The sequence below is a fragment of the Pseudomonas pergaminensis genome (genome assembly GCF_024112395.2).
Taxonomy (GTDB): domain Bacteria; phylum Pseudomonadota; class Gammaproteobacteria; order Pseudomonadales; family Pseudomonadaceae; genus Aquipseudomonas; species Aquipseudomonas pergaminensis.
The window spans coordinates 735834-758051 of the sequence record NZ_CP078013.2; the positions used below are offsets into that span (position 1 = coordinate 735834).

The 22218-nt window shown below is 62.7% G+C and carries 16 protein-coding genes; 11 read left to right on the top strand and 5 right to left on the bottom strand.

Features of this window, described 5'->3' with window-relative positions; translation table 11 throughout:
* Positions 1 to 24: 24 nt before the first annotated feature.
* The 3 genes from aroQ to KUA23_RS03255 all read right to left on the bottom strand — a co-directional run bounded on the left by aroQ (position 25) and on the right by KUA23_RS03255 (position 4438).
* Positions 25 to 480, bottom strand: a complete 456-nt coding sequence (gene aroQ / locus KUA23_RS03245) for a type II 3-dehydroquinate dehydratase (protein WP_003171482.1) — start codon at positions 478 to 480, stop codon at positions 25 to 27.
* 272 nt (positions 481 to 752) lie between these two features.
* Positions 753 to 1301: a methyl-accepting chemotaxis protein gene (locus tag KUA23_RS30205; RefSeq protein ID WP_371857068.1), complete on the bottom strand. Its 549-nt coding sequence runs from the start codon at positions 1299 to 1301 to the stop codon at positions 753 to 755.
* Positions 1302 to 2767: 1466 nt separating this feature from the next.
* A complete protein-coding gene (locus KUA23_RS03255; RefSeq protein ID WP_078046678.1) occupies positions 2768 to 4438 on the bottom strand; it encodes a response regulator in 1671 nt (556 codons plus the stop codon).
* 388 nt (positions 4439 to 4826) lie between these two features.
* Between KUA23_RS03255 and KUA23_RS03260 the strand changes: the two genes are divergently transcribed.
* The 5 genes from KUA23_RS03260 to KUA23_RS03280 all read left to right on the top strand — a co-directional run bounded on the left by KUA23_RS03260 (position 4827) and on the right by KUA23_RS03280 (position 9945).
* A complete protein-coding gene (locus KUA23_RS03260; RefSeq protein WP_371322043.1) occupies positions 4827 to 5804 on the top strand; it encodes a DUF2333 family protein in 978 nt (325 codons plus the stop codon).
* A 2-nt stretch (positions 5805 to 5806) separates the two neighbouring features.
* Positions 5807 to 6343: an NUDIX hydrolase gene (locus KUA23_RS03265; RefSeq protein WP_252993439.1), complete on the top strand. Its 537-nt coding sequence runs from the start codon at positions 5807 to 5809 to the stop codon at positions 6341 to 6343.
* 181 nt (positions 6344 to 6524) lie between these two features.
* On the top strand, positions 6525 to 6896 hold the full coding sequence (locus KUA23_RS03270; protein WP_252993440.1) for a translation initiation factor Sui1: 372 nt from the start codon (positions 6525 to 6527) through the stop codon (positions 6894 to 6896).
* Between the two features lie 143 nt (positions 6897 to 7039).
* Positions 7040 to 8953, top strand: a complete 1914-nt coding sequence (gene speA / locus KUA23_RS03275; RefSeq protein WP_078046681.1) for an arginine decarboxylase — start codon at positions 7040 to 7042, stop codon at positions 8951 to 8953.
* 98 nt (positions 8954 to 9051) lie between these two features.
* The gene (locus KUA23_RS03280) at positions 9052 to 9945 is read left to right on the top strand and encodes an alpha/beta hydrolase (protein WP_252993441.1); all 894 of its coding nucleotides are present in this window, start codon (positions 9052 to 9054) and stop codon (positions 9943 to 9945) included.
* On the opposite strand, the gene KUA23_RS03285 is transcribed toward KUA23_RS03280, so the two are convergent.
* Complete coding sequence (locus KUA23_RS03285) at positions 9890 to 11227, bottom strand: MATE family efflux transporter (protein ID WP_100491585.1); 1338 nt, start codon at positions 11225 to 11227, stop codon at positions 9890 to 9892. The two genes, KUA23_RS03280 and KUA23_RS03285, sit on opposite strands and share 56 nt — an antisense overlap.
* Positions 11228 to 11477: 250 nt before the next feature.
* Here KUA23_RS03285 and KUA23_RS03290 point away from each other — a divergent pair, with 250 nt between their 5' ends.
* Positions 11478 to 16376 carry an alpha-2-macroglobulin gene (locus tag KUA23_RS03290; protein ID WP_346356410.1) on the top strand — a complete coding sequence of 1633 codons (4899 nt, stop codon included), beginning with the start codon at positions 11478 to 11480 and terminating at the stop codon, positions 16374 to 16376.
* 138 nt (positions 16377 to 16514) lie between these two features.
* Here KUA23_RS03290 and KUA23_RS03295 read toward each other — a convergent pair whose 3' ends face one another.
* On the bottom strand, positions 16515 to 16808 hold the full coding sequence (locus KUA23_RS03295) for a hypothetical protein (protein WP_078046684.1): 294 nt from the start codon (positions 16806 to 16808) through the stop codon (positions 16515 to 16517).
* A gap of 218 nt (positions 16809 to 17026) precedes the next feature.
* Here KUA23_RS03295 and pbpC point away from each other — a divergent pair, with 218 nt between their 5' ends.
* The 5 genes from pbpC (at position 17027) to KUA23_RS03320 (ending at position 21698) form a co-directional block, all read left to right on the top strand.
* Positions 17027 to 19339, top strand: a complete 2313-nt coding sequence (pbpC, locus tag KUA23_RS03300; protein ID WP_078046685.1) for a peptidoglycan glycosyltransferase PbpC — start codon at positions 17027 to 17029, stop codon at positions 19337 to 19339.
* A gap of 78 nt (positions 19340 to 19417) precedes the next feature.
* Entirely contained in the window at positions 19418 to 19726 is a 309-nt protein-coding gene (locus KUA23_RS03305) for a MazG-like family protein (RefSeq protein WP_025857622.1), read from the top strand.
* Positions 19719 to 20468 (top strand): methyltransferase, encoded by a 750-nt coding sequence (locus tag KUA23_RS03310; RefSeq protein ID WP_078046686.1) that lies wholly within the window; start codon positions 19719 to 19721, stop codon positions 20466 to 20468. The genes KUA23_RS03305 and KUA23_RS03310 overlap by 8 nt, the downstream gene beginning before the upstream one ends.
* Positions 20469 to 20492: 24 nt before the next feature.
* Positions 20493 to 21095 (top strand): DUF4136 domain-containing protein, encoded by a 603-nt coding sequence (locus KUA23_RS03315; protein ID WP_078046687.1) that lies wholly within the window; start codon positions 20493 to 20495, stop codon positions 21093 to 21095.
* 45 nt (positions 21096 to 21140) lie between these two features.
* Positions 21141 to 21698: a DUF4136 domain-containing protein gene (locus KUA23_RS03320; RefSeq protein ID WP_100491584.1), complete on the top strand. Its 558-nt coding sequence runs from the start codon at positions 21141 to 21143 to the stop codon at positions 21696 to 21698.
* Positions 21699 to 22218 lie beyond the last annotated feature (520 nt).

The following is a 22218-nucleotide window of genomic DNA, read 5'->3' on the forward strand; positions in this document are numbered from 1 at the left end:
GAATCATCAACTCCCAAGGGTCGGTCAGGGGCGCTTGGCCTGTTCTTCAAGCTGTTCCAGGGCGGCCTCCAGGGCCAGTCGGTAACCGCTGGCGCCAAGGCCGCAGATCACTCCTACCGCTACGTCGGAGAAGTAAGAGTGATGGCGGAAAGGTTCGCGTTTGTGCACGTTCGACAAATGCACTTCGATGAATGGGATGCTCACCGCCAGCAGCGCGTCACGTAATGCAACACTTGTGTGCGTAAAAGCGGCGGGATTGATCAGGATAAAGTCCACGCCTTCGCCGCGCGCGGCATGGATACGATCAATCAATTCGTACTCGGCATTGCTTTGCAGGTAGAGCAGATGGTGGCCGGCTTCACGCGCCCTGCGTTCAAGATCGAGGTTGATCTGGTCCAGGGTGACTGCCCCGTAGACGCCCGGTTCGCGGGTGCCGAGCAGGTTCAGGTTGGGTCCGTGAAGAACCAGTAAGGTCGCCATCGGCTGTTCCTTGTTATTGATGTGGGTACGGCAGAACCCGGCGACTATGCCGCAAAGCCTTTGTGACTGTCCAGTTCTATGCAGTAGCCAGCACGATTACCGAGGATAGCGCGAAATTTGTGACTGTGGCCGGTGATCCGGTCATGGGTAATACGCTCCTGAATGCCATGAAGGTCAAATGTGGGAGGGGGCTTGCCCCCGATGGCGGTGGATCCGTTACAGATGCTGAGCAATTGCTCCCACATTTGATCTCTATAAGGCTGAAGATCGTGTCAGACGCGGAAGGCTTGGACAGCCGTGTTGAGTTGCCCACCCAGCACCAGCAAGTGCTCACCCTGGCTGCGGCCCTGCCCAATCCGTAGCAAGTTGTCCTCGCCCAACTGGTGAATCCGTTCACTGTTGTCGCGAATTTCACTGACGGCACCACTTTGCTGCGCGGTCACATCGGCGATGCGCACGGCAGTGTCGGAAATGGTCTGGATCGCGCCGACAATTTCATCCAGCGCGCCGTCCGCCGCCTGCGCCTGCTGGGCGGTGGCTTCGGCATGTTCGACTTGGGCGCGCATGCCTTGCACGGATTGGTGGGCGGCGTTTTGCAGGCCGGCGATCAAGGTCTGGATTTCTGCCGTGGCCCCGGCGGTACGCTGGGCCAGCGAACGGACCTCGTCGGCGACCACGGCAAAACCACGGCCGGCCTCACCGGCGCGCGCGGCCTCGATGGCCGCGTTGAGGGCCAGCAAGTTGGTCTGGTCGGCAATGGCGCGAATTACGGTCAGCACGCCGCCGATGGTGGCGGATTCTTCTGCGAGTTTTTCGATCATCTGCGCGTTTTGCTGCACTTCGCCCACCAGGGCGTGCAGCCCGGTCAGGCTCAGGCCGATCACGCGCTGGCCTTGCTCCACCGCCTGGCCAGCGCTTCGGCTGGCGCCCGCCGCCTGGCTGGCATCGCCGGCGACTTGCTGGATGGTCGCTTCCAGTTCGCCCAGCGAATCGCGGATCTGCGCGGTATCCCCGGCCTGGCGCTCGGCGCCGTCGTGCAGGCCGCTGCTCAGTTCGGCGAGGGCGCGGCTACTGCCGGCGACTTCCTCGGCATTGCCGCGAATGGTACCAACCAGATCAACCAAGTAGGCCCGCAGGCGGTTCAACGAGGCTTCGATATCGTGCAACTCGCGGTTGGTCTTGCCCAGGGCAATCGGCCGGCTGAAGTCACCTTCGGCCCAAGTCGACAAGGCCGGCGCCAGGTTGGTCAGCACCCGCGCCAGGCGGCGTTGGAGCGTGTCGATCAGCAGTGCGATCAGCAGGATCAGGCCGATCATCACGCCTTGCATCAGGCGCACTTCGCCCTGGATCTTGCCGTGCTGCGCGCGCACCACCGGTTCCAGGCCGGCGATCGCTTGCTGCACGGCATTGATTTTCAGGTGGGTGCTGGCGGCCAGGTCGGCGCGTTGCTGGATCTGTTCACGGGTGCGCTTGAGTTCGGCGGGGTAGCGGGTCAACAGGCTGTTGAGTTCGCGCTTGAGGTCGACGCCGGTGTCCTGGGCTTCGGTTTTTTCGGTGTTTTCCAAGCCCATCAGCGCAGAAAAATCATCGGTGTTGGAGTCGGCGCTGGCCTTCACCCCAAGCAACGGCAATTGTTCCAACACACCAGCCTGGGTGCGGATGTTGCCGACTTCACGCTCCACATCATCGGCCAGCTCCGCGCGACCACTGCTCACCAACTTGTCGCGGGCCAGGGACAGTTTGCCCAGGTGCTGTGCGGCAGCCAGCAGGGGGGGCAGATAGCGTGCAGCTTCGGGGGAATTCACGCCGATAGCGTACTGGCTCAGTTGTTCCAGGTTCGCGCCCAACTCGCGCTCGGCCTGCAGCAGCAAGGCTTGTGGGTCGCCAGCCAGCTTGCCGGCAGCCAGCAAGGCGGTCTTGCTGAATGTGTCCAGGTCTACCAGGCTCGGGCGCAGGTTTTGCGCGAGGTCCGCCGGCAGTTCATCCAGATGCTGCAACACGCCTTCGAGGCTCTGGCTGGCACTGCTCAAGCGCAGCGCATCACCGCTGGCCAGGTAGTCGTCGATATTGCGCGCGGCTTGGTTCTGGAAGGTCTGCGACAGGCTCAGGTAGCGCTCCATCAGCAGGTAAGGCCGTTCCAGCGCCCGTTGCGACCACCACAGCGTCGCCCCGAGCGCCAGGCACACGGCCACTAGAAGAAGGGTATTGAGATTGGTCAGCAGCTTCAGGCGCATGCGTGGTTTCAACCGACGGCAAAAGATAAGTGCCTGAAGTTATTGCGTTTTCATTACAAGGTTATGACCGAATCAGTTGATTCTGGTGAAAAGGTGGCACTTTGCTTTGATGTGCGTGCGGCCTGTACGCGGTTACGCCCGGCATCCTTGGCGCGGTACAGCGCCTCGTCCGCCTGGGCGGCCATCATCAGGCTGTCGGAGCCGTCGCACAGCTCCACCAGTCCGGCGCTGAAGGTGCACCACAAATCCTGGGGCTGGGCCGGGTAATGGATCTCGGCAAAACGCCCGCGAATCTCATCCAGCACCCGGCACGCCGATTCCAGATCGGTATCGGGCATCACGATGGCGAACTCTTCACCGCCGTAGCGCCCGATGTAGTCGGTCTTGCGCAGGCGCTGCTTAAGAAACAGCGCCAGGCTCTTGATCACGCGGTCGCCCATGGGGTGGCCGTGGCTGTCATTGACCCGTTTGAAGTGGTCGATGTCGAGCATGGCAAAGCTCAGTGGCTTGTTCTCGCGGCGTGCGCGGAAGCTGCAGTCTTCGAGCAGTTGCAGGATGTGAGTGTGGTTGTACAACCCCGTCAGGCTGTCGCGCACCATCCGCGCCTTGAGGTTGCGCGCGCGGGCCGCACGGTTGCGCACGGTGGTGATCAGGTGGCGCGGCTTGATCGGTTTGGTGAGGAAGTCGTCGCCGCCTTCGCTCATGGCATCCAGTTGCTTGTCCAGGTCGTCTTCGGCCGACAGGTAGATGATCGGCACACTGACGTAGCGGTCGTTATGGCGGATCACCTTGGCCAGTTCCGTACCGGTGCAGGCAGGCATGTACATGTCGAGGATGATCAGGTCGGGCTGGAAGTCCGCCAGCTCGGCCATGGCCTGGATCGGTTCGATCAACGTGCGGGTGACGATGCCGGCACTGTTGAGCAGCCGCTCAGTGTGCAGCGCCTGGGCCCGCGAGTCGTCGATGATCAACACCTTATAGGGCTCGTACTGGGCGACGCAGGTGAGCACTTCGATCTTTTCCAGCAGGCTGGAGGCTTCCAGCGTACCGGTCAGGAACTCCTGGCCCCCGGCGCGCACGGCGGCCAGGCGGGTAGGGGTGTCGGTTTCGTGCAGGCTGAAAAACAGCAGCGGCAGCTTTTGTTCCAGGCCTTCCTGGGCTTCGGCGGCGAGCTTGAGGCCCAGGCCGGTGCCGCAGAAATCCACGTCCATCACAATGGCCGAAGGCAGGCGCTCGGCCATCGACGCGCGAAACGCGGCCACACTGTCGAGGGACTGGGCGCTCATGCCAAAGAACTCCAGCTGCTTGGCCAGGCGCTCGGCGCGGTCGTGATCGGCCAGCATCACGTAGATCGGCTTGCGCATCGGCGGCAGGAAGGTTTGTTCCAGCTGGTCGCCCTGGCGCAGGCCGGTGCGGGACAGGCGCTGCATCAAACGGTTGAGTTCGGTGATCAGGTGGCTGCTCAGGCGCCCACGGTTCTCGTCCACCGCCTTGAGGGATGCACCGATGTGCTGCGCCAACTGGCTGTGTTCCGGTTGTTCGAAACGCTCGGCGAAACGCAGCAGGCGCAAATTGGCTTCGCTGAGTTCGGAAAGGTCGGTGCCGGTCCATTCGCTACGTTGCAGGCGCTGCCAGATCTCAAGAATTTGACGTGCCTGATGAATTACCCGCTGGGCAAAGTGCTGCTTGAGACGCTCACGGCTGGGGTCTTCTGGCTCGGTCATATCCTGACTACTAGTTAGGGTGCATGCTGAGGTCGACTGATGGCTCTATGCTAGCACCTCTTTTCCATGGGATGAGTGTCATACATCAATAAACTACGTGTTCCGCGAATTCAGTTGCTGACTCGATGGTCGCGCAGCGTAAAAAGCGTGCATCCTTTATAGTCCAATGCCTCCTGTGCGCCAGTTTGGCGAAAACCCCCGCACGCGCGGGCACGATGGGGTAGGGTTGTGGTCGGAGTGTTTGAACGCACGCCATCAATTCAAGTGCATGAACTCAAGTGATTGAAAGGATATCGCCATGCTGGACTGGAAAAACCGTGCAGGCAGTGCCAAAGGCCCCGCCCCTGAGCCCAAGTCGGCCAACCGCAGCTATCTTCGTACCGTGCTGATGAGCCGTGCCGTGCTCAGCGTGCTCGGCCTGTACCTGTTGGTCACCGGCGCCCTGGGCTGGTACTGGAGCGAAGAGCCGGCGCTGTTTCCGGTCCAGCAGAACGCACAGATTGCCGCCGAAAAAGACGGCAAGCAGATGGTGGTGGGCTTTACCACCGTCGAAACCCTCAAGACCGTGGTCGGCACCCTGCTGAACAAACCCGGTGGCTACATTTCCAACGACCGCTTCCCGCCTGGCCTGTGGATGGACAATATGCCGAGCTGGGAATACGGCGTGCTGGTGCAGGTGCGTGACCTGACCCGCGCCCTGCGTAAAGACTTTGCCCGTTCGCAGTCGCAGTCGGCCGAAGACGCTGATCTGGCCAAGGCCGAGCCACGCTTCAACTTCGACAACAAGAGCTGGGTGCTGCCGTCCAGCGAGTCCGAGTACCAGGAAGGCATCAATTCCCTGAGCCGCTATGAAGCGCGTTTGTCCGACCCGAATCAGAAGGGCGCGCTGTTTTATGCGCGTGCCGACAACCTGAACAACTGGCTGGGCGATGTCGCTACCCGCCTGGGTTCGCTGTCGCAACGCCTGTCCGCCAGCGTTGGCCGGGTAAAGCTCAACACCGCACTGAAAACCGAAGCGCTGGCGCCGGGTGAGGTGCCGCAGGTCGATGAAGAAGTGGTGGAAACCCCATGGATGCAGATCGACAACGTGTTCTACGAAGCCCGTGGCCAGGCTTGGGCGCTGTCGCACCTGCTGCGCGCCATCGAAGTCGACTTTGCCGACGTGCTGGCCAAGAAAAACGCCACCGTCAGCGTGCGCCAGATCATTCGTGAGCTGGAAGCCTCGCAAGAGCCGGTTTGGAGTCCTATGATTCTCAACGGCAGTGGCTTCGGCGTGTTGGCGAACCACTCGCTGGTGATGGCCAACTATATTTCCCGGGCAAACGCTGCAGTGATCGACTTGCGTCAGCTACTCAACCAGGGTTGATGATGGACGCTACTCAAAAGGAGGTCGCACACCGCGCGGCTTCCGATGCTGAACTGATCTGCTGGGTCGACGAGCGGGACACCCTGCTCGGCACCCTCGTCAGGTCCGACCTGCGCCAGCGCGGCCTGATTGGCCGTTGCACTTTTATCTTCCTGTTCAACTCCCGTGGCGAGCTGTGTGTGCATCGGCGCACGCTGAGCAAAGCCATGTATCCAGGGTTCTGGGACACGGCGGCGGGTGGAATGGTAGCGGCGGGTGAATCCTATTCACTGTCGGCCGCCCGCGAGCTGGAGGAAGAACTGGGCGTCAGCGGAGTGGAGTTGGTCGAGCACGACCATTTCTATTTCGAGGATGGCGACAGCCGGCTCTGGTGTAAATCCTACTCTGCCGTCTGGGATGGGCCACTGCGCCTGCAGCCGGAAGAGGTCATGGAAGCGCGCTTTTTACCTATCGAAACCGTCCTGCAGGAGGCCGAACAAAAGCCTTACTGCCCGGACGCCCAAGAGGGGTTGCGGCGCTATCTGGCGTTGCGTCGCTAAAGTTGCATAAATTGGCGCCATTTGGCTCTTAGCAAGTCGGCTTTTTGTGGTTACACTGCGCGACTTTTCACCCGAACCGCCTTGGCGGTTCGGTAGCGCTGCCCCTGCCTGAGTGGGGCTTCGCGGTCGACAACCTCTTCGAAGGTGTCGATCAGTCTTTGTCCTCCCAAGAGGATTGCCGGTGGCCAAAAAAGCCGCATCCTTCGCCGCCCTTGGTGGCCTGGTATTTTCCACCGACGCAGGTCGACACTGCCCGGACTGTCGTCAGCCCGTGGATTCGTGTACCTGCAAACAGACCCTGCTCCCTGAAGGCGACGGTATTGCCCGCGTGCGACGCGAGAGCAAGGGCCGTGGCGGCAAGACGGTGACCACCATCACCGGCGTGCCGCTGGCCGAAGACGCGCTGAAGGAACTCGCCACTGCGCTGAAAAAGCGCTGCGGCACCGGTGGTGCGTTGAAAGACGGTGTCATCGAGATCCAGGGCGATCACGTCGAGCTACTGTTGGCCGAGCTGATCAAGCTCGGGTACAAGGCCAAGAAGTCCGGCGGCTGAGAGCCTCTTCCCGACCTGTGTCTAAACTCTGTCCTGCGCGTGGGGTCCTACCTTGCACGCAGGCAAATCGTCATTTTCATTCTTTAGACTGCGCCAGCCTCAACCAGGGGCGGCGCTTTCGCCTTCATTTATAGGGGACTTCGATGTCCGTACGACGCACACGCAAAGACGATGGCAGCCAATGGACAGTTGCGGACAGCCGCAGTGTTTACGGGATTCGCCATTGGGGGGCCGGGTATTTCGCGATCAATGAAGCCGGTCGCGTAGAAGTCCGTCCGAACGGCCCGAACAGCACGCCGGTCGATCTGTACGAGCAAGTCGACGAGTTGCGTAAAAGCGGCCTTTCGCTGCCGCTGCTGGTGCGCTTCCCCGACATCCTGCAAGACCGCGTGCGCCAGCTCACCGGGGCATTCGATGCCAACATCGAACGCCTGGAATACCAGAGCAAGTACACCGCGCTGTACCCGATCAAGGTGAACCAGCAGGAAGCGGTGATCGAGAACATCATCGCCACCCAGAACGTGTCCATCGGCCTGGAAGCCGGCTCCAAGCCTGAGCTGCTGGCGGTATTGGCCCTGGCGCCGAAGGGCGGCACCATTGTCTGCAACGGTTACAAGGACCGTGAGTTCATCCGCCTCGCGCTGATGGGCCAGAAGCTCGGCCACAACGTGTTTATCGTGATCGAGAAAGAATCCGAAGTTGAGCTGGTGATCGAAGAGGCTGCCAGCCTCAAGGTCAAGCCACAGGTCGGCCTGCGCGTGCGCTTGTCGTCGCTGGCGTCGAGCAAGTGGGCAGACACCGGCGGTGAGAAGTCCAAGTTCGGCCTGTCGGCGGCGCAGTTGCTGTCCGTGGTCGAGCGCTTCCGCGCGGCGGGCCTGGACCAGGGCATCCGCCTGCTGCACTTCCACATGGGCTCGCAGATCGCCAACCTGGCCGACTACCAGCACGGCTTCAAGGAAGCCATCCGTTACTACGGCGAGCTGCGCAACCTCGGCCTGCCGGTGGACCACATCGACGTGGGCGGTGGCCTGGGCGTGGACTACGACGGTACGCACTCGCGTAACGCCAGCTCGATCAACTACGACATGGACGACTACGCCGGCGTGGTCGTGGGCATGCTCAAGGAATTCTGCGACGCGCAGAGCCTGCCGCACCCGAACATCTTCTCTGAAAGCGGCCGTTCCCTGACCGCCCACCACGCCATGCTGGTGGTGCAGGTGACTGACGTCGAGAAACACAACGACGAAATCCCGACCATCGAAAACAAGGAAAGCCTGCCGGAAACCGTGCAATGGCTGGTGGACCTGCTGGGGCCGACCGACATCGAGATGGTCACCGAAACCTACTGGCGCGCCACTCACTACATGAGCGACGTGGCCACCCAGTACGCCGACGGCAAACTGACCCTGGCCGAGAAAGCCCTGGCCGAGCAGTGCTACTTCGCCGTGTGCCGCCGCCTGCACAACTCGCTCAAGGCCCGTCAGCGCTCGCACCGCCAGGTGCTGGACGAGCTCAACGACAAGCTGGCCGACAAGTACATCTGCAACTTCTCGGTGTTCCAGAGCCTGCCGGACACCTGGGCCATCGGCCAGGTACTGCCAATCCTGCCGCTGCACCGCCTCGACGAAGAGCCGCTGCGCCGTGCCGTACTGCAAGACCTGACCTGCGACTCCGACGGCAAGATCAAGCAGTACGTCGACGAGCAGTCGATCGAGACCAGCCTGCCGGTGCACGGTTTGAACGAAGGAGAGGACTACCTGCTGGGCATCTTCCTGGTGGGGGCTTACCAGGAAATCCTCGGCGACATGCACAACCTGTTTGGTGACACCGACTCGGTGAACATCTACCAGCGTGAAGACGGTTCGGTGTACAGCGCCGGGATCGAGACCCACGACACCATCGAAGACATGCTGCGCTACGTGCACTTGTCGCCGGAGGAGTTGATGACGCATTACCGTGACAAGTGTGCGAGCGCGAAGATCAGTGCGGCGGAGCGTACCCAGTTCCTGGATGCGCTGCGTTTGGGCCTGACACGGTCTTCGTACCTGTCCTCATAACCGCGTACAACGTGCTCTTTGTGGTGAGCGAGCTTGCCTCGCGCGGGGCAAGCCCGCTCACCACATAAGTCGGTCTTCACAGGTCTAAGGGGTTGGCGATGTCGAGAGTATTCTTGCAAGCGTTTACCCTGGCCGTCGTGGCATGCCTTGCGGCCTGTTCCCCCATCAATGTGCTCAACGCACTCACCCCTTCCAGCACGTTTACCAGAACCTCGGCCATCGCCTACGGCGATGATCCCCGCCAGAAACTCGATATCTACCGGCCTGCTCCTGCTATCTCCAACGCCCCCGTGGTGGTGTTCTTCTACGGCGGCAGCTGGAACAGCGGCTCCAGGGACGACTATGGTTTCGTCGGCGAAGCCCTGGCCTCACGCGGCATCGTGGTGGTGATCGCCGATTACCGGCTTTACCCGCAAGTGCGATATCCCGCGTTCCTCCAAGACAACGCCCACGCCGTTGCCTGGACCTATCAACACATCGCCGAACATGGTGGTGATCCCCGCCAGCTCTATGTAATGGGGCATAGCTCCGGCGCCTACAACGCGTCGATGCTGGCGCTGGATGCGCGTTGGCTGAAAGAGGTTGGCCTGACGCCGTCAATCTTCAAAGGCTGGATCGGCCTGGCCGGCCCCTATGACTTCCTGCCGATTGAAAACCCTGAGGTGAAACCGGTGTTTTTCTTCCCCGATTCACCGCCGGATTCCCAGCCGATCAACCACGTCAGCGCCAGCGCACCGCCGAGTCTGTTGATGGCCTCGACGGACGACAAGCTGGTCAACCCCATACGCAATACCGGCGGGTTGGCGGACAAGTTGCGGGCGGCAGGTGTTCCAGTGGAGGTGTTCTATTTTGGCAAGACCAATCACCAGACGCTGGTGGCTGCAATCGCTAAACCGCTGCGCTGGTTGGCACCGGTATTGGACCGGGCGACAGCGTTTATCCAAGCCACTGATCCTGCCGGTTCAAGCGCCAGGCAATCGCCCACAGAGTAAGGCTGCGCAAAGCCATGAACAGCAGGAAGGTGATCCACAGCCCGTGGTTACCCAAGGCCTGCAATGCCCAGGCGAATGGCAATGTCAGCAGCACCGTCAGCAGCATGCCGTTGCGCATTTCCCGCGCGCGGGTTGCGCCGATGAACAGGCCATCCAGCAGGTAACTCCACACCGCAATCAACGGCAGCACGGCCAGATAAGGCAGGTAGAGGTCGGCGGTTTCGCGCACGCTGGGGATGTCGGTCTGCATGGCGATGAACAGGTGGCCGGCAACGGTGAACAGCAGGGCGAAACCGATGCTGGCGATCAACGACCAACCACCGGCCACCACCAGCGAGCGGCGCAGGGACTGGCGGTCATGGGCGCCGATTGCGTGGCCGCACAGGGCTTCTACCGCATGGGCCAAGCCATCCAGGGCGTGGGCGGTCAGCAGCAGGCCGTTGAGCAATAATGCATTGGCCGCCACGGTGGCGTCACCGAGGCGGGCGCCTTGTACGGTGATCATGAAAAACACCGATTGCAGCGCGAGGCTGCGGATAAAAATGTCGCGGTTGACCGCCAGCAACGGGCGCCAGCTCTCCCACGCTTTCAGCGCTGCCCAGGCGATATGACCGGGGTAGGCGCGCAGGGCTTTTTGCGTCATCGCCAGGCCGAGCAGGGCGCCGGTCCATTCGGCAGTCACCGAGGCGCGGGCGGAGCCGACCACACCCCAATCCAGGCCGAGTACAAACCACAGGTTCAGGGCGATGTTGACCAGGTTGGTGGTCAGCAGAATCGCCAGCGGCGCGCGGGCGTTCTGCGTGCCGAGGAACCAGCCCACCAGCGCGTAGCTGGCCAATGCGGCGGGCAAACCGAACAGGCGGGTGTGGAAGAATTCGCGGGTCAGTTGATTCAGTTCGGGCGAAGGCTGCATCCACTCCAGCGCCAGATGGCTCAGCGGAATACCCACCGTGCCCAGGAGCATCGCCAAACCCAGCGCCAGCAACAGGCCTTGCAGCAGGATTTGCCGCAGTGCAGCCCCATCATTGCGCCCGGCAGCCTGGGCGGCGAAGCCGGTGGAACCCATGCGCAGGAACCCCATGGCCCAGGCGAGAAAGGTATACAGGCTGGCGCCGACGGCCACGGCGCCCAACTGGTGAGCGTGAGGCAGGTGGCCGATGACCATGCTGTCGACCAGCGCCACCAGTGGCACCGAGATATTCGACAGGATCATCGGCGCGGCCAGGGCCCAGACGCGGCGGTGGGTGGGGCGGTGGCGCCAGTCGGTGAGCAAAGTGGGCATGCGGGCTCCTTCAGAGGAACGGCATTGTACCTATCCATCAGGTGCGCAGCAGAACCAATGTGGGAGCGGGCTTGCTCCCACAGGTGAGCTCTTTTGCCTGTGGGATTCGGCTGGCTCGCTATCCCTGCCCAGAACCAAACTGCCCTCCGTCGGTCAATGTGACCAGCGCCACATCGGCCCCACGCAGGCTGATATATAGTTCACCCTTCGGACCCCTCTCACTACGAGTGCTCACATGCTTAATAAAAGCGTGCTTAACAAAGGACTGTTTCTTGCCTGTGCGCTGGCCCTGCTGAGCGCCTGCGATTCCTCCGATAAACCGGCTGCCCCGACCGCTCCCACAGCGGCGACAGTGGCCCCCAAACCGGCCAAGGCGGCGGTGGATGTGGCGGCGCTGAAGCAGCGGTACGCCGGGCGTGAGTTAAGCGTGGTGGACGTGTCCGAGGTGCAGCTTGACGGGGCCAGCACCTTGTCGGTGAGCTTTTCCATTCCGCTGGATCCCGACCAGAAATTCGCCGACAAACTTCATTTGGTGGACAGCAAGTCCGGCAAGGTCGATGGGGCCTGGGAAATCTCCGACAACCTGATGGAACTGCGCCTGCGCCATCTGGAGCCGCAGCGCAAACTGGTGCTGACGGTTGATCCCGGTCTCAAGGCGGTGAACAACAACCTGCTGCCCGCCGAGTACATCGCCCGTCTCGAAACCCGTGACCTGCAAGCCACCGTTGGCTTCGCCAGCCGTGGCACGTTGCTGCCGACCCGCTTGGCCGAGGGCCTGCCGGTGATCGCGCTGAACGTCGACAAGATCGACGTCGAGTTCTTCCGCATCAAGCCCGAGTCCCTGCCGTCGTTCCTGGCGCAGTGGGGGCGCAACACCAGCCTGCAAAGTTATGAATCCCGCGAGCTGCTGCCGATGGCCGACCTGGTCTACGGCGGCCGTTTCGACCTGAACCCGGCGCGCAACACCCGCGAAACCCTGTTGCTGCCCATCGCCGGCCTCAAGCAATTGCAGCAGCCGGGCGTGTACCTGGCGGTGATGCGTGCTTCGGGCACCTACAACTATTCCCAGCCGGCCACGCTGTTTACCTTGAGTGATATAGGCCTGTCGGTGCACCGCTACGCCAATCGCCTGGACGTGTTTACCCAGGCGCTGGAAGGCGGCAAGGCACTGGATGGCGTTGACCTCGAAGTGCTCGACGCCGAGGGCCGCGTGCTGGGCCAGGGCAAGACCGAGAAGGGCGGCCACGCCGAATTGCCGCTGCCGAAGAAGGCCCAGGTGCTGCTGGCCAAGCAGGGCGAACAGACCAGCCTGCTGCGCCTCGACAGCGCGGCACTGGACCTGGCTGAGTTCGACATCGGCGGCCAACCGTCTCATCCCTTGCAGTTTTTTGTCTTTGGCCCGCGTGATCTGTATCGCCCCGGCGAAACCGTGCTGCTTAACGCCCTGCTGCGGGACAAAGATGGCAATGCCGTCAAACCGCAGCCGGTGAGTGTCGAAGTGCGTCGCCCGGATGAGCAGGTGAGCCGCAAATTCGTTTGGGATGCCGATGCGTCTGGCCTTTACCAATATCAACTGCAATTGGCCGGCGAAGCACCGACCGGGCGCTGGCAATTGGTGTTTGACCTGGGCGATGGCAAGCCGCAGTTGTATGAATTCCTCGTCGAAGACTTCCTGCCCGAGCGACTGGCGCTGGAACTCAAGGGCAGCGACACGGCGTTGAGCCCGGCAGACAGCCCGGTGATCCAAGTCAACGGGCGTTACCTGTATGGCGCGCCTGCGTCGGGCAACCGGGTCAGTGGGCAAGTGTATGTGCGGCCTTTGCGCGAAGCGGTCAAGTCGCTGCCGGGCTACCAGTTCGGCTCCGTGACCGAAGAAGAATTGAGCCAGGATTTTGAGCTGGAAGAAAGCGTCCTCGACGCCAAGGGCCAAGAAGAGCTGACCCTGGAAAGCAAGTGGGCCGAGGCCAAGTCGCCGCTGCAACTGATCGTGCAGGCCAGCCTGCAAGAGTCGGGCGGGCGGCCGATCACGCGGCGCCTGGTGCAGCCGATCTGGCCGGCCGAGCAACTGCCGGGCTTGCGCGGGTTGTTTGACGGCACGGAAACCAATGGCGATGGCCCGGCGGAATTCGAAGTGCTGCTGGCCAACCAGGACGGGCAGAAACTCGCCGCGCAGAACCTCAAGGTGCGCCTGGTGCGCGAGCGCCGTGACTACTACTGGAACTACTCCGAGAATGATGGCTGGAGCTATCACTTCAACGAGAAATTCCTCAACCTCGACGAGCAGACCCTGAACATCAAGGCCGGCGACACGGCCAAGGTCAGCTTCCAGGTGGAGTGGGGCCCATACCGCGTCGAAGTGGAAGACCCGCAGACCGGCCTGGTCAGCAGCCTGCGCTTCTGGGCCGGCTACCAAGCCCAGGACAACACCGAAGGCGGCGCCGTGCGCCCGGACCAGGTCAAGCTGGCGCTGGATAAACCCGCGTATGGCGATGGCGACACCGCCAACGTCACCGTGACGCCGCCGGCAGCCGGCAAAGGCTACCTGCTGGTGGAGTCCGCCGAAGGACCACTGTGGTGGCAGGAAATCGATGTGCCGGCCGAAGGCAAAAGCTTCGCGGTGAAGCTCGACCCGAAATGGTCGCGCCATGACCTGTACGTCAGTGCCCTGGTGATTCGCCCGGGCGAGCGCAAGGCCAATATCACCCCCAAGCGGGCGGTGGGCCTGCTGCACCTGCCTTTGGATCGTACCCAGCGCAAACTCGGTGTGACCCTTACAGCACCGGAAAAAATGCGCCCCAAACAACCACTGACCGTGAAAGTCGCCGCCCGCAATGCCGATGGCAGCGTGCCGAAACAGGTGCATGTGCTGGTGGCCGCGGTGGACGTGGGCATTCTCAATATTACCGAATACCCGACGCCGGACCCGTACTCCAGCCTGTTCGGCCGCAAGGCCTATGGCGTGGACCAATTCGATATCTACGGCCAGTTGATCGAAGCCGGGCAGGGCCGCCTGGCCAGCCTGGCGTTTGGGGGTGATGCGGCGTTGGCCAAGGGCGGCAAGCGCCCGGACACCAGCGTGACCATTGTCGCCCTGCAAAGCGCACCCGTGACCTTGAATGAGCAAGGCGAGGGCGAGGTCAGCGTCAATATTCCCGACTTCAACGGCGAACTGCGGCTGATGGCCCAGGCTTGGACCGACGACCGCTACGGCATGGCCGAAGCCAAGACGGTGATCGCTGCACCGCTGATTGCCGAGCTGTCGGCGCCGCGCTTCCTCGCCGGTGGTGACCAGACGACGCTGGCCCTGGACCTGTCCAACCTGTCGGGCAAGGCGCAGAAGCTCGACGTACAGCTGAGCGCCGACGGGCAATTGGAGTTGGCAAACGGTGGTGCGCAAACCGTCGAATTGAAACAAGGCCAGCGCACCACCCTGCGCATCCCGGTGAAAGCCTGGGGCGGGTTGGGCCAGGGCAAGGTCAAGGTGACCGTGAATGGCCTGGACCTGCCGGGCGAGAACCTGCCGCCGTTCACCCGTGAATGGACGCTGGGTGTGCGACCTGCATATCCGGCACTGCTCAAGCATTACCGTGCAGTGCTCAAGGATCAGCCATGGAACCTGCCGGTGGGCACCCTGGATCAATTCGATGCCTCGGGGCGCCAGGCGCTGCTGAGCCTGTCGAGCCGGCCACCGCTGAACCTCGGTGCGCAGATCAGCGCACTCAAGGCTTACCCCTACGGTTGCCTGGAACAGACCGCGAGCGGCCTGTACCCGTCGCTGTACGCCGACGATGCATTGCTCAAGCGCCTGTCGATCAAAGGCGAGTCGGACAGCGAGCGCAAACGCAAGATCGAGCTGGGCATCGAACGCCTGCTGGGCATGCAGCGCTACAACGGCAGCTTCGGTCTGTGGGGCGCTGATGGCGAAGAAGAATACTGGCTGACGGCCTACGTCACCGACTTCCTGCTGCGTGCCCGTGACCAGGGTTTTGCCGTGCCGCCTGAAGCGTTGAAGAAGGCCAGCGAGCGCCTGCTGCGGTACGTGCAGGAGCGCAACCTGATCGACGTCGACTACAGCGATAACGCCGACCACACCCGCTTTGCCGTGCAGGCCTACGCCGGCATGGTACTGGCGCGCAGTCAGCAGGCGCCGTTGGGGGCGCTGCGCAGCATCTTCGAACGGCGCAGCGATGCTCGCTCCGGTTTGCCGTTGGTACAGCTGGCTATCGCGTTGCAGAAGATGGGTGACCAGCCGCGCGCGGACCAAGCCTTGCTCGCCGGGCTCTCTGCGCAGCGCAATGCCAACGAATGGCTGGCCGACTACGGCAGCCCGCTGCGGGACCAGGCGATGATCCTGGCGCTGCTGGAAGAGAACGACCTGGCCAAGGGCAAGCGTGAGGAGCGCTTGTTCACCCTATCCGACCAGCTGGCGGCCAGCCCCTATCTGTCGACCCAGGAGCGTAACTCGCTGTTCCTGGCTGGGCGCCTGGGGTTCGCCAAGCCGGACGCGAACTGGCAGGTGTCGCTCACCGGCAGTGGCGGCGTGCAGGAATTGAACAACCAGCAGCCGACGCTGGAGTTGGAAGGCAAACTGCTGTCCAGCGACCTGAGCCTGAGCAATCAGGGCGAGACGCCGGTGTACCAGCAACTGACGATCTCGGGTTATCCACAGGTGCCACCGGCGCCTGGCGGAGACAACCTGAGCATCCGCCGCGAATACCTGGGCATGAACGGCCAGCCGCTGAACCTGCGCAACCTCAACAGCGGTGATCTGGTGCTGGTACATCTGGCGGTCGGCGCCAAGCAGCGTGTGCCGGATGCCTTGGTGGTGGACCTGTTACCCGCCGGCCTGGAGCTGGAAAACCAGAACCTGGCACAAAGTGCTGCCAGCCTGGAAAACGCCAGCAGCCAGGTGAAGGAGTGGCGTGAGTCGATGCAGAATGCGTCGCTCAAGCACCAGGAGTTCAGGGATGACCGCTATGTGGCGGCGATCAATCTGGAAGGCTCTGGCACTACGCACTTGCTCTACTTGGCGCGTGCCGTGACGCCGGGTACATACCGGGTGCCGCCGCCGCAGGTGGAGTCGATGTACCGGCCGAACTGGCAGGCGGTGGGGGAGACACCGGCGGATCTGGTGATCAAGGGGCGCTGAAGGTCTCAGCTTGAAATGGAGATCAAATGTGGGAGCGGGCTTGCTCGCGAATACGGAGTGTCAGTTAGCGCCTCTATTACTGACCCACCGCATTCGCGAGCAAGCCCGCTCCCGCAGGGGATTTGTGGTGGTTTTGGGTTAGTGGACGACCCAGCTCAGGAGCCACAGGCCCAGCAGTAGCCAGATGATGCCCATGATGATCGACGCGCGCATGAAGGCGCGTATGGCCGAGTACAGCAGCATCAGGCCGATGATCAGGGTGATGATGCTGATAATCGAGGTGTCCATGCCCAATGTACGGGACAGGCCATCGATGAAGTTGCCACCGGCATTGGTCAGCGCACCGAACAGGCCGCTGAGTCCGTCGACGATAAAACGGATGATGGAACCGAGCGCCTGGCCCAACCATCCGAAAAAGCTTTCTACCTGCATGTGTGTGTCCTGATGAGAAGGTGGGCGTATCTGTGCTTTTGGTTGTTATTGCGACGGGCTAGTTCCCTATAAGCATAGAGGTTTGCCGGTTTAAACATGGGTTTCATTAATTGTACAGGGTTCAGGGTAGGAGCCGGCTTGCCGGCGATTGCGGTGTGCCTGTGACAAATGTGCCAACTGAGTCGCCACGATCGCCGGCAAGCCGGCTCCTACGGGTTTTGCGTTGGGGTGTAGGGGTTGTTGGGGTGGTGGTTGCGCTGATTTGGCTGGCCGATCGGATTTGGCCGTTGCCGTTGCCCAAGGATGATTTGGCGCGGGTGGTGCTGGCTGAGGATGGCACGCCGTTGTGGCGGTTTGCCGATGCCAATGGGGTGTGGCGGTATCCGGTGCAGACGCGCGAGGTGTCGCCCTATTACCTGGACGCGTTGCTGACCTATGAGGACCGTTGGTTCTATCAGCACCCCGGCGTAAACCCGCTGGCACTGGTTCGGGCGACGTGGCAGAACCTCACGGGTGCGCGGGTGGTGTCGGGGGGCAGCACGTTGTCGATGCAGGTGGCGCGGCTGTTGGATCCGCATTCGCGGACCTTCCATGGCAAGTTGCGCCAGTTGTGGCGCACGGCGCAGTTGGAATGGCACCTGTCCAAGGAAGAAATCCTCAACCTCTACCTGAACCGCGCACCGTTTGGCGGTACGTTGCAGGGCGTGGCGGCCGCCAGTTGGGCGTACTTGGGCAAATCGCCGTCACAGCTGACCCAGGCCGAAGCCGCCTTGCTCGCGGTGTTGCCCCAGGCGCCGAGCCGTTTGCGCCCGGACCGCCATCCTCAACGCGCCCAGCAAGCTCGCGACAAAGTGCTGCGCCGCCTCGCTGAGTTCCAGGTGTGGCCGCAGGCCGCCGTCGATGAAGCCCTGGAAGAACCGCTGCTGCTCGCCCCGCGCCTGGAACCGAGCCTGGCGCCTTTGCTCGCGCGCCGCCTGAACCGCCCCGACAGCCCCCCGCTGATCCGCACCACCCTGGATGCCACCTTGCAACGCCGCCTCGAAGACCTGCTGCTGGGTTGGCGTGCACGGTTGCCGGAGCACACCTCCGCCGCCATTTTGGTGGTGGAAGAGGAAACCATGGCCGTGCGTGCCTACCTCGGTTCGGTGGACATCAACGACACCAAGCGCTTTGGCCATGTGGACATGATCAGCGCGCTGCGTTCGCCGGGCTCCACGTTGAAACCCTTCCTCTATGGCATGGCCCTGGATGATGGGTTGATTCATTCCGAATCCCTGCTGCAGGACGTGCCCCGGCGTTATGGCGATTACCGGCCGGGCAACTTCTCCATGGGCTTTACCGGTGCGGTGCCGGCGAGTACGGCGTTGTCCAGTTCGCTGAACCTGCCGGCGGTGCAATTGCTGGAAGCCTATGGTCCGAAGCGGTTCGCCGCCCAGATGCGCATCGGCGGCGTGCCGTTGGCGCTGCCGGCATTGGCCGAGCCGAACCTGGCGTTGATCCTGGGCGGCGCCGGCAGTCGCCTCGAAGACTTGGTGAGCGGCTATAGCGCCTTCGCCCGGGACGGCAGGAGTGCCACCCTTCGATTACAGCCGGACGATACGCTGAGAGAACGGCCTTTGCTGTCGCCAGGGGCCGCCTGGATTGTGCGGCGTATCCTCAGTGGCCAGGCACGCCCGGACCGCGACCCGCGTGCCGAGCTGGTGCAACGCCCGGTGCTGGCCTGGAAGACCGGCACCAGCTACGGCTTTCGGGACGCCTGGGCGATTGGCGTGGGGCCGCGCTATTTGATCGGCGTATGGATCGGCCGCCCGGACGGTACGCCGGTGCCGGGGCAGTTCGGCCTCGCCTCGGCCGCGCCGTTGATGTTGCAGGTGCACGACGTGCTGACCAACCGCGACAGCCAGCGCGGTATCAGCGCCCCCGTCAAACCGGTGCCGGCCAATGTCGGCGTGGCGGCGATCTGTTGGCCGCTGGGCCAGCCCATGAGCCGCAGCGACCCCAATTGCCGTCGCCAGCGCTTCGCCTGGACGTTGGATAACACCACGCCGCCCACCCTGCAGGCGCTGGACCAACCCTTGAGCGTGGGCTTGATGGAAAGCGTGTGGGTCAATGGCAAGGGCTTGCGGGTCGACGCCCATTGCCCTGGCGCCGAGCACAAGAACATCGCCCTGTGGCCTGCGCCCCTGGAGCCCTGGCTGCCCAGGGCCGAGCGCCGCGAAGCGCGTATCCCTGCAGCCGACCCCGAATGCCCGCCACCGGCGCTCGCCGCGTCTTCACCTTTGTCGATCGTGGGTGTGCGCGAAGGCGACCAACTGCGCCTGCCCGCCGCCAGCCAACAGGCCCTGCGTTTGAAAATCTCCGCATTGGGCGGCAGTGGACGGCGCTGGTGGTTTCTCAACGGTGCCCCGCTGGGTGACAGCGCCAACCAGGACTTTATCAACGCCAGTTTCGAGCGCCTGGGCCGCTACCAGCTCAGCGTCCTCGATGAAGCCGGTCAAACGGCCCGGCTGGAGTTCAGCGTCGTCGATTGAATCGCCATCGCCGGCCTAAAGGTTCACTTGCCTTCAAGGCTAATCCCCCCGAAGCTATCCACCTTCAGGAGCCCCCGCATGAACCTCGAACACCTCACCGAACGCCTGCACCGCATCCGCGATAACAACGACTGGAAACCATTCCACAGCCCGAAAAACCTGGCCATGGCCGCCAGCGTGGAAATGGCCGAGCTGGTGGAAATCTTCCAATGGCTGACCGAAGACCAATCGCGCCAGCTCCCTGCCGATAAACTCGCCCATGCCGGGCAGGAAGTCGGCGATATCGTGCTGTACCTGCTGTTGCTGTGCAGCGAGCTGGGCCTGGACATGAACGAGGTGGTGCGCGCGAAACTGGCCGACAGCGAACGGCGGTTTGCTCATGAGTGACCGCCATTTCGACCAGCTCGCCACGCGCTTCGCCGAAAAGATCTACGGGGGCGCCAAAGGTGCCATACGGTTGGCGGTGCTCCAGGCCGACCTGACCGAGGCCCTGCCCAAGCGCCCGTTGCGTGTGCTGGATATCGGCGCGGGCCTGGGCCATATGTCGCTGTGGTTGGCCGAGCAGGGCCACGACGTCACCCTGGCCGAACCTGCCGAGCCGATGCTCGAAGGTGCACGCCAACGCTTTGCTGACGCAGGGCAGACCGCCACCTTTATCCATGCGCCCTGGCAAGACCTGTTGGGCCAGCTCACCGAACCCTACGACCTGGTGTTGTGCCACGCGGTGCTGGAATGGCTGGCCGAGCCCCATGCGATCCTGCCGGTGCTGCACCAGCTCACGGTGCCCGGCGGCTGGTTGTCGTTGGCGTTCTACAACCGCGATGCGCTGATTTACCGCAACCTGCTCAAGGGCCACTTCCGCAAAATGCGCAAGAACGACATGGCCGGCGAAAAGCAGAGCCTCACGCCGCAACAACCCCTTGACCCACGTGAATTGGCGGCGCAACTCGACGGCCTTTGGCAGGTCGAAAGCCAAAGCGGTGTGCGGGTTTTCCATGACTACATGCCAGTGGAATTCCAGGCGCGCGCGGATTTGCAGGACCTTTTGGAGATGGAACTCGCTCACCGTCGTCACCCAAGCTTTGCCGGACTTGGGCGTTATTTGCACTGGATCTGCCGTCCGGTTTAAGCGGCCCAGTCTGCGGAGGTCGAAATGCGTCGTCTCTGTTTGATCCTGTTGTCCCTCGGGCTGGCCGCGTGTTCCAGCCCCAACCCTTATGTGGCCGCTTCGGCGCCGATCCCGCCGGCGCCTCCCCAGGCTGCCAACACCTTTGATGCCAGCGCCTACCCGGCGCCGGTGCGCGACTACGGTGCTTACCGCAACTGGGCCTGGCGTAACGGCCAACTGCCGGCGGGCACGGCCTGGGCGGATTCGGCGCAAATTGCCGAAGCGGTCAGCGGCGCCCTCGACCAGCGCGGCCTGCGTCCCCTGCACGACAACCGCCCGGCAGACCTGCTGGTGAGCGCCGATGTGCGCCTGGAGAAGCGCCTCAAGCAAGTCCAGGATGACTATGGCTACGGCTATGGCGGTTACAACCGCTATGGCAATGGCTACGGCATGTACAACTCGGTGCCGATCGTGCGCACCTATGAAGTCCAGGTCGTGGTAGTTCGCGTCAACCTGTTCGATGCCCGCACCGGTCAACCGGTGTGGAGTGCCAGCGCGGAAACTGGCAGCCAGGGAAGCCTCAGCGAGCGGGGAGATGCCTTGCGCCAGGCGGTGCAAAAGGCAATGACGGCATACCCTCCCAGTTAACAGCTATTCTCATTTCAAGCGCGGGTCGCTCTTTGGAGAAAAACCATGTTTCGTCGTATCGCTACGCTTGCTGTTGTAGTGCTGCTGGGCGGTTGCCAGACCAGCCAGGTCAACCACGATTTTGACGCCAGCCGGGATTTCGGTGCCTACCGCAGTTGGGCCTGGAAGGACCCGGCGCTGCAATATCGCCCCGATGACCCGCGCATCAAGAGCGACCTCACTGAACAGCGCATCCGGCAGGCCGTGGGTGAACAACTCGACCAGCGCGGCCTGCGCCCGGCCGCGTCCGGCACCAAGGCTGACCTGAATGTTCAGGCCTACCTGATTGTCGAGGACCGTCAGCAGCAAGTCACCACCAACTATGGTGGCGCTTGGGGGGGGCCGTGGAATGGCTATTGGGGCGCGCCGATGTACAACGAAACGCGCAACATCACTTACAAAGTCGCCACCATCCAGATCGACCTGCTTGACGGCAAGGATGGCAAGCTCGTCTGGCGCGGCAGCGATGAACAAATGATGGCTACCTCGCCCAACCCTCAGGATCGTGACAAAGCCATTCGCACCACCGTCACTCGTGTCCTTTCCAGCTATCCCCCTCACTAGTTCCCTCGACCTGTAGGAGCTGGCTTGCCTGCGAAGACGGCCTGCCAGCCGACCGCTCTCTAACTGCCACCCCACGCTCCAAATGTGGGAGCTGGCTTGCCTGCGAAGGCGGCCTGCCAGCCGACCGCTCTCTAACTGCCACCCCACGCTCCAAATGTGGGAGCTGGCTTGCCTGCGAAGGCGGCCTGACAGCCGACCACTCTCTAACTGCCACCCCACGATCCAAATGTGGGAGCTGGCTTGCCTGCGAAGGCGGCCTGCCAGCCGACCACTCTCTAACTGCCACCCCACGATCCAAATGTGGGAGCTGGCTTGCCTGCGAAGACGGCCTGACAGCCGACCACTCTCTAACTGCCACCCCACGCTCCAAATGTGGGAGCTGGCTTGCCTGCGAATACGGCCTGCCAGCCGACCACGCTCTAACTGCCACCCCACGCTCCAAATGTGGGAGCTGGCTTGCCTGCGAAGACGGCCTAACAGCCGACCACTCTCTAACTGCCACCCCACGATCCAAATGTGG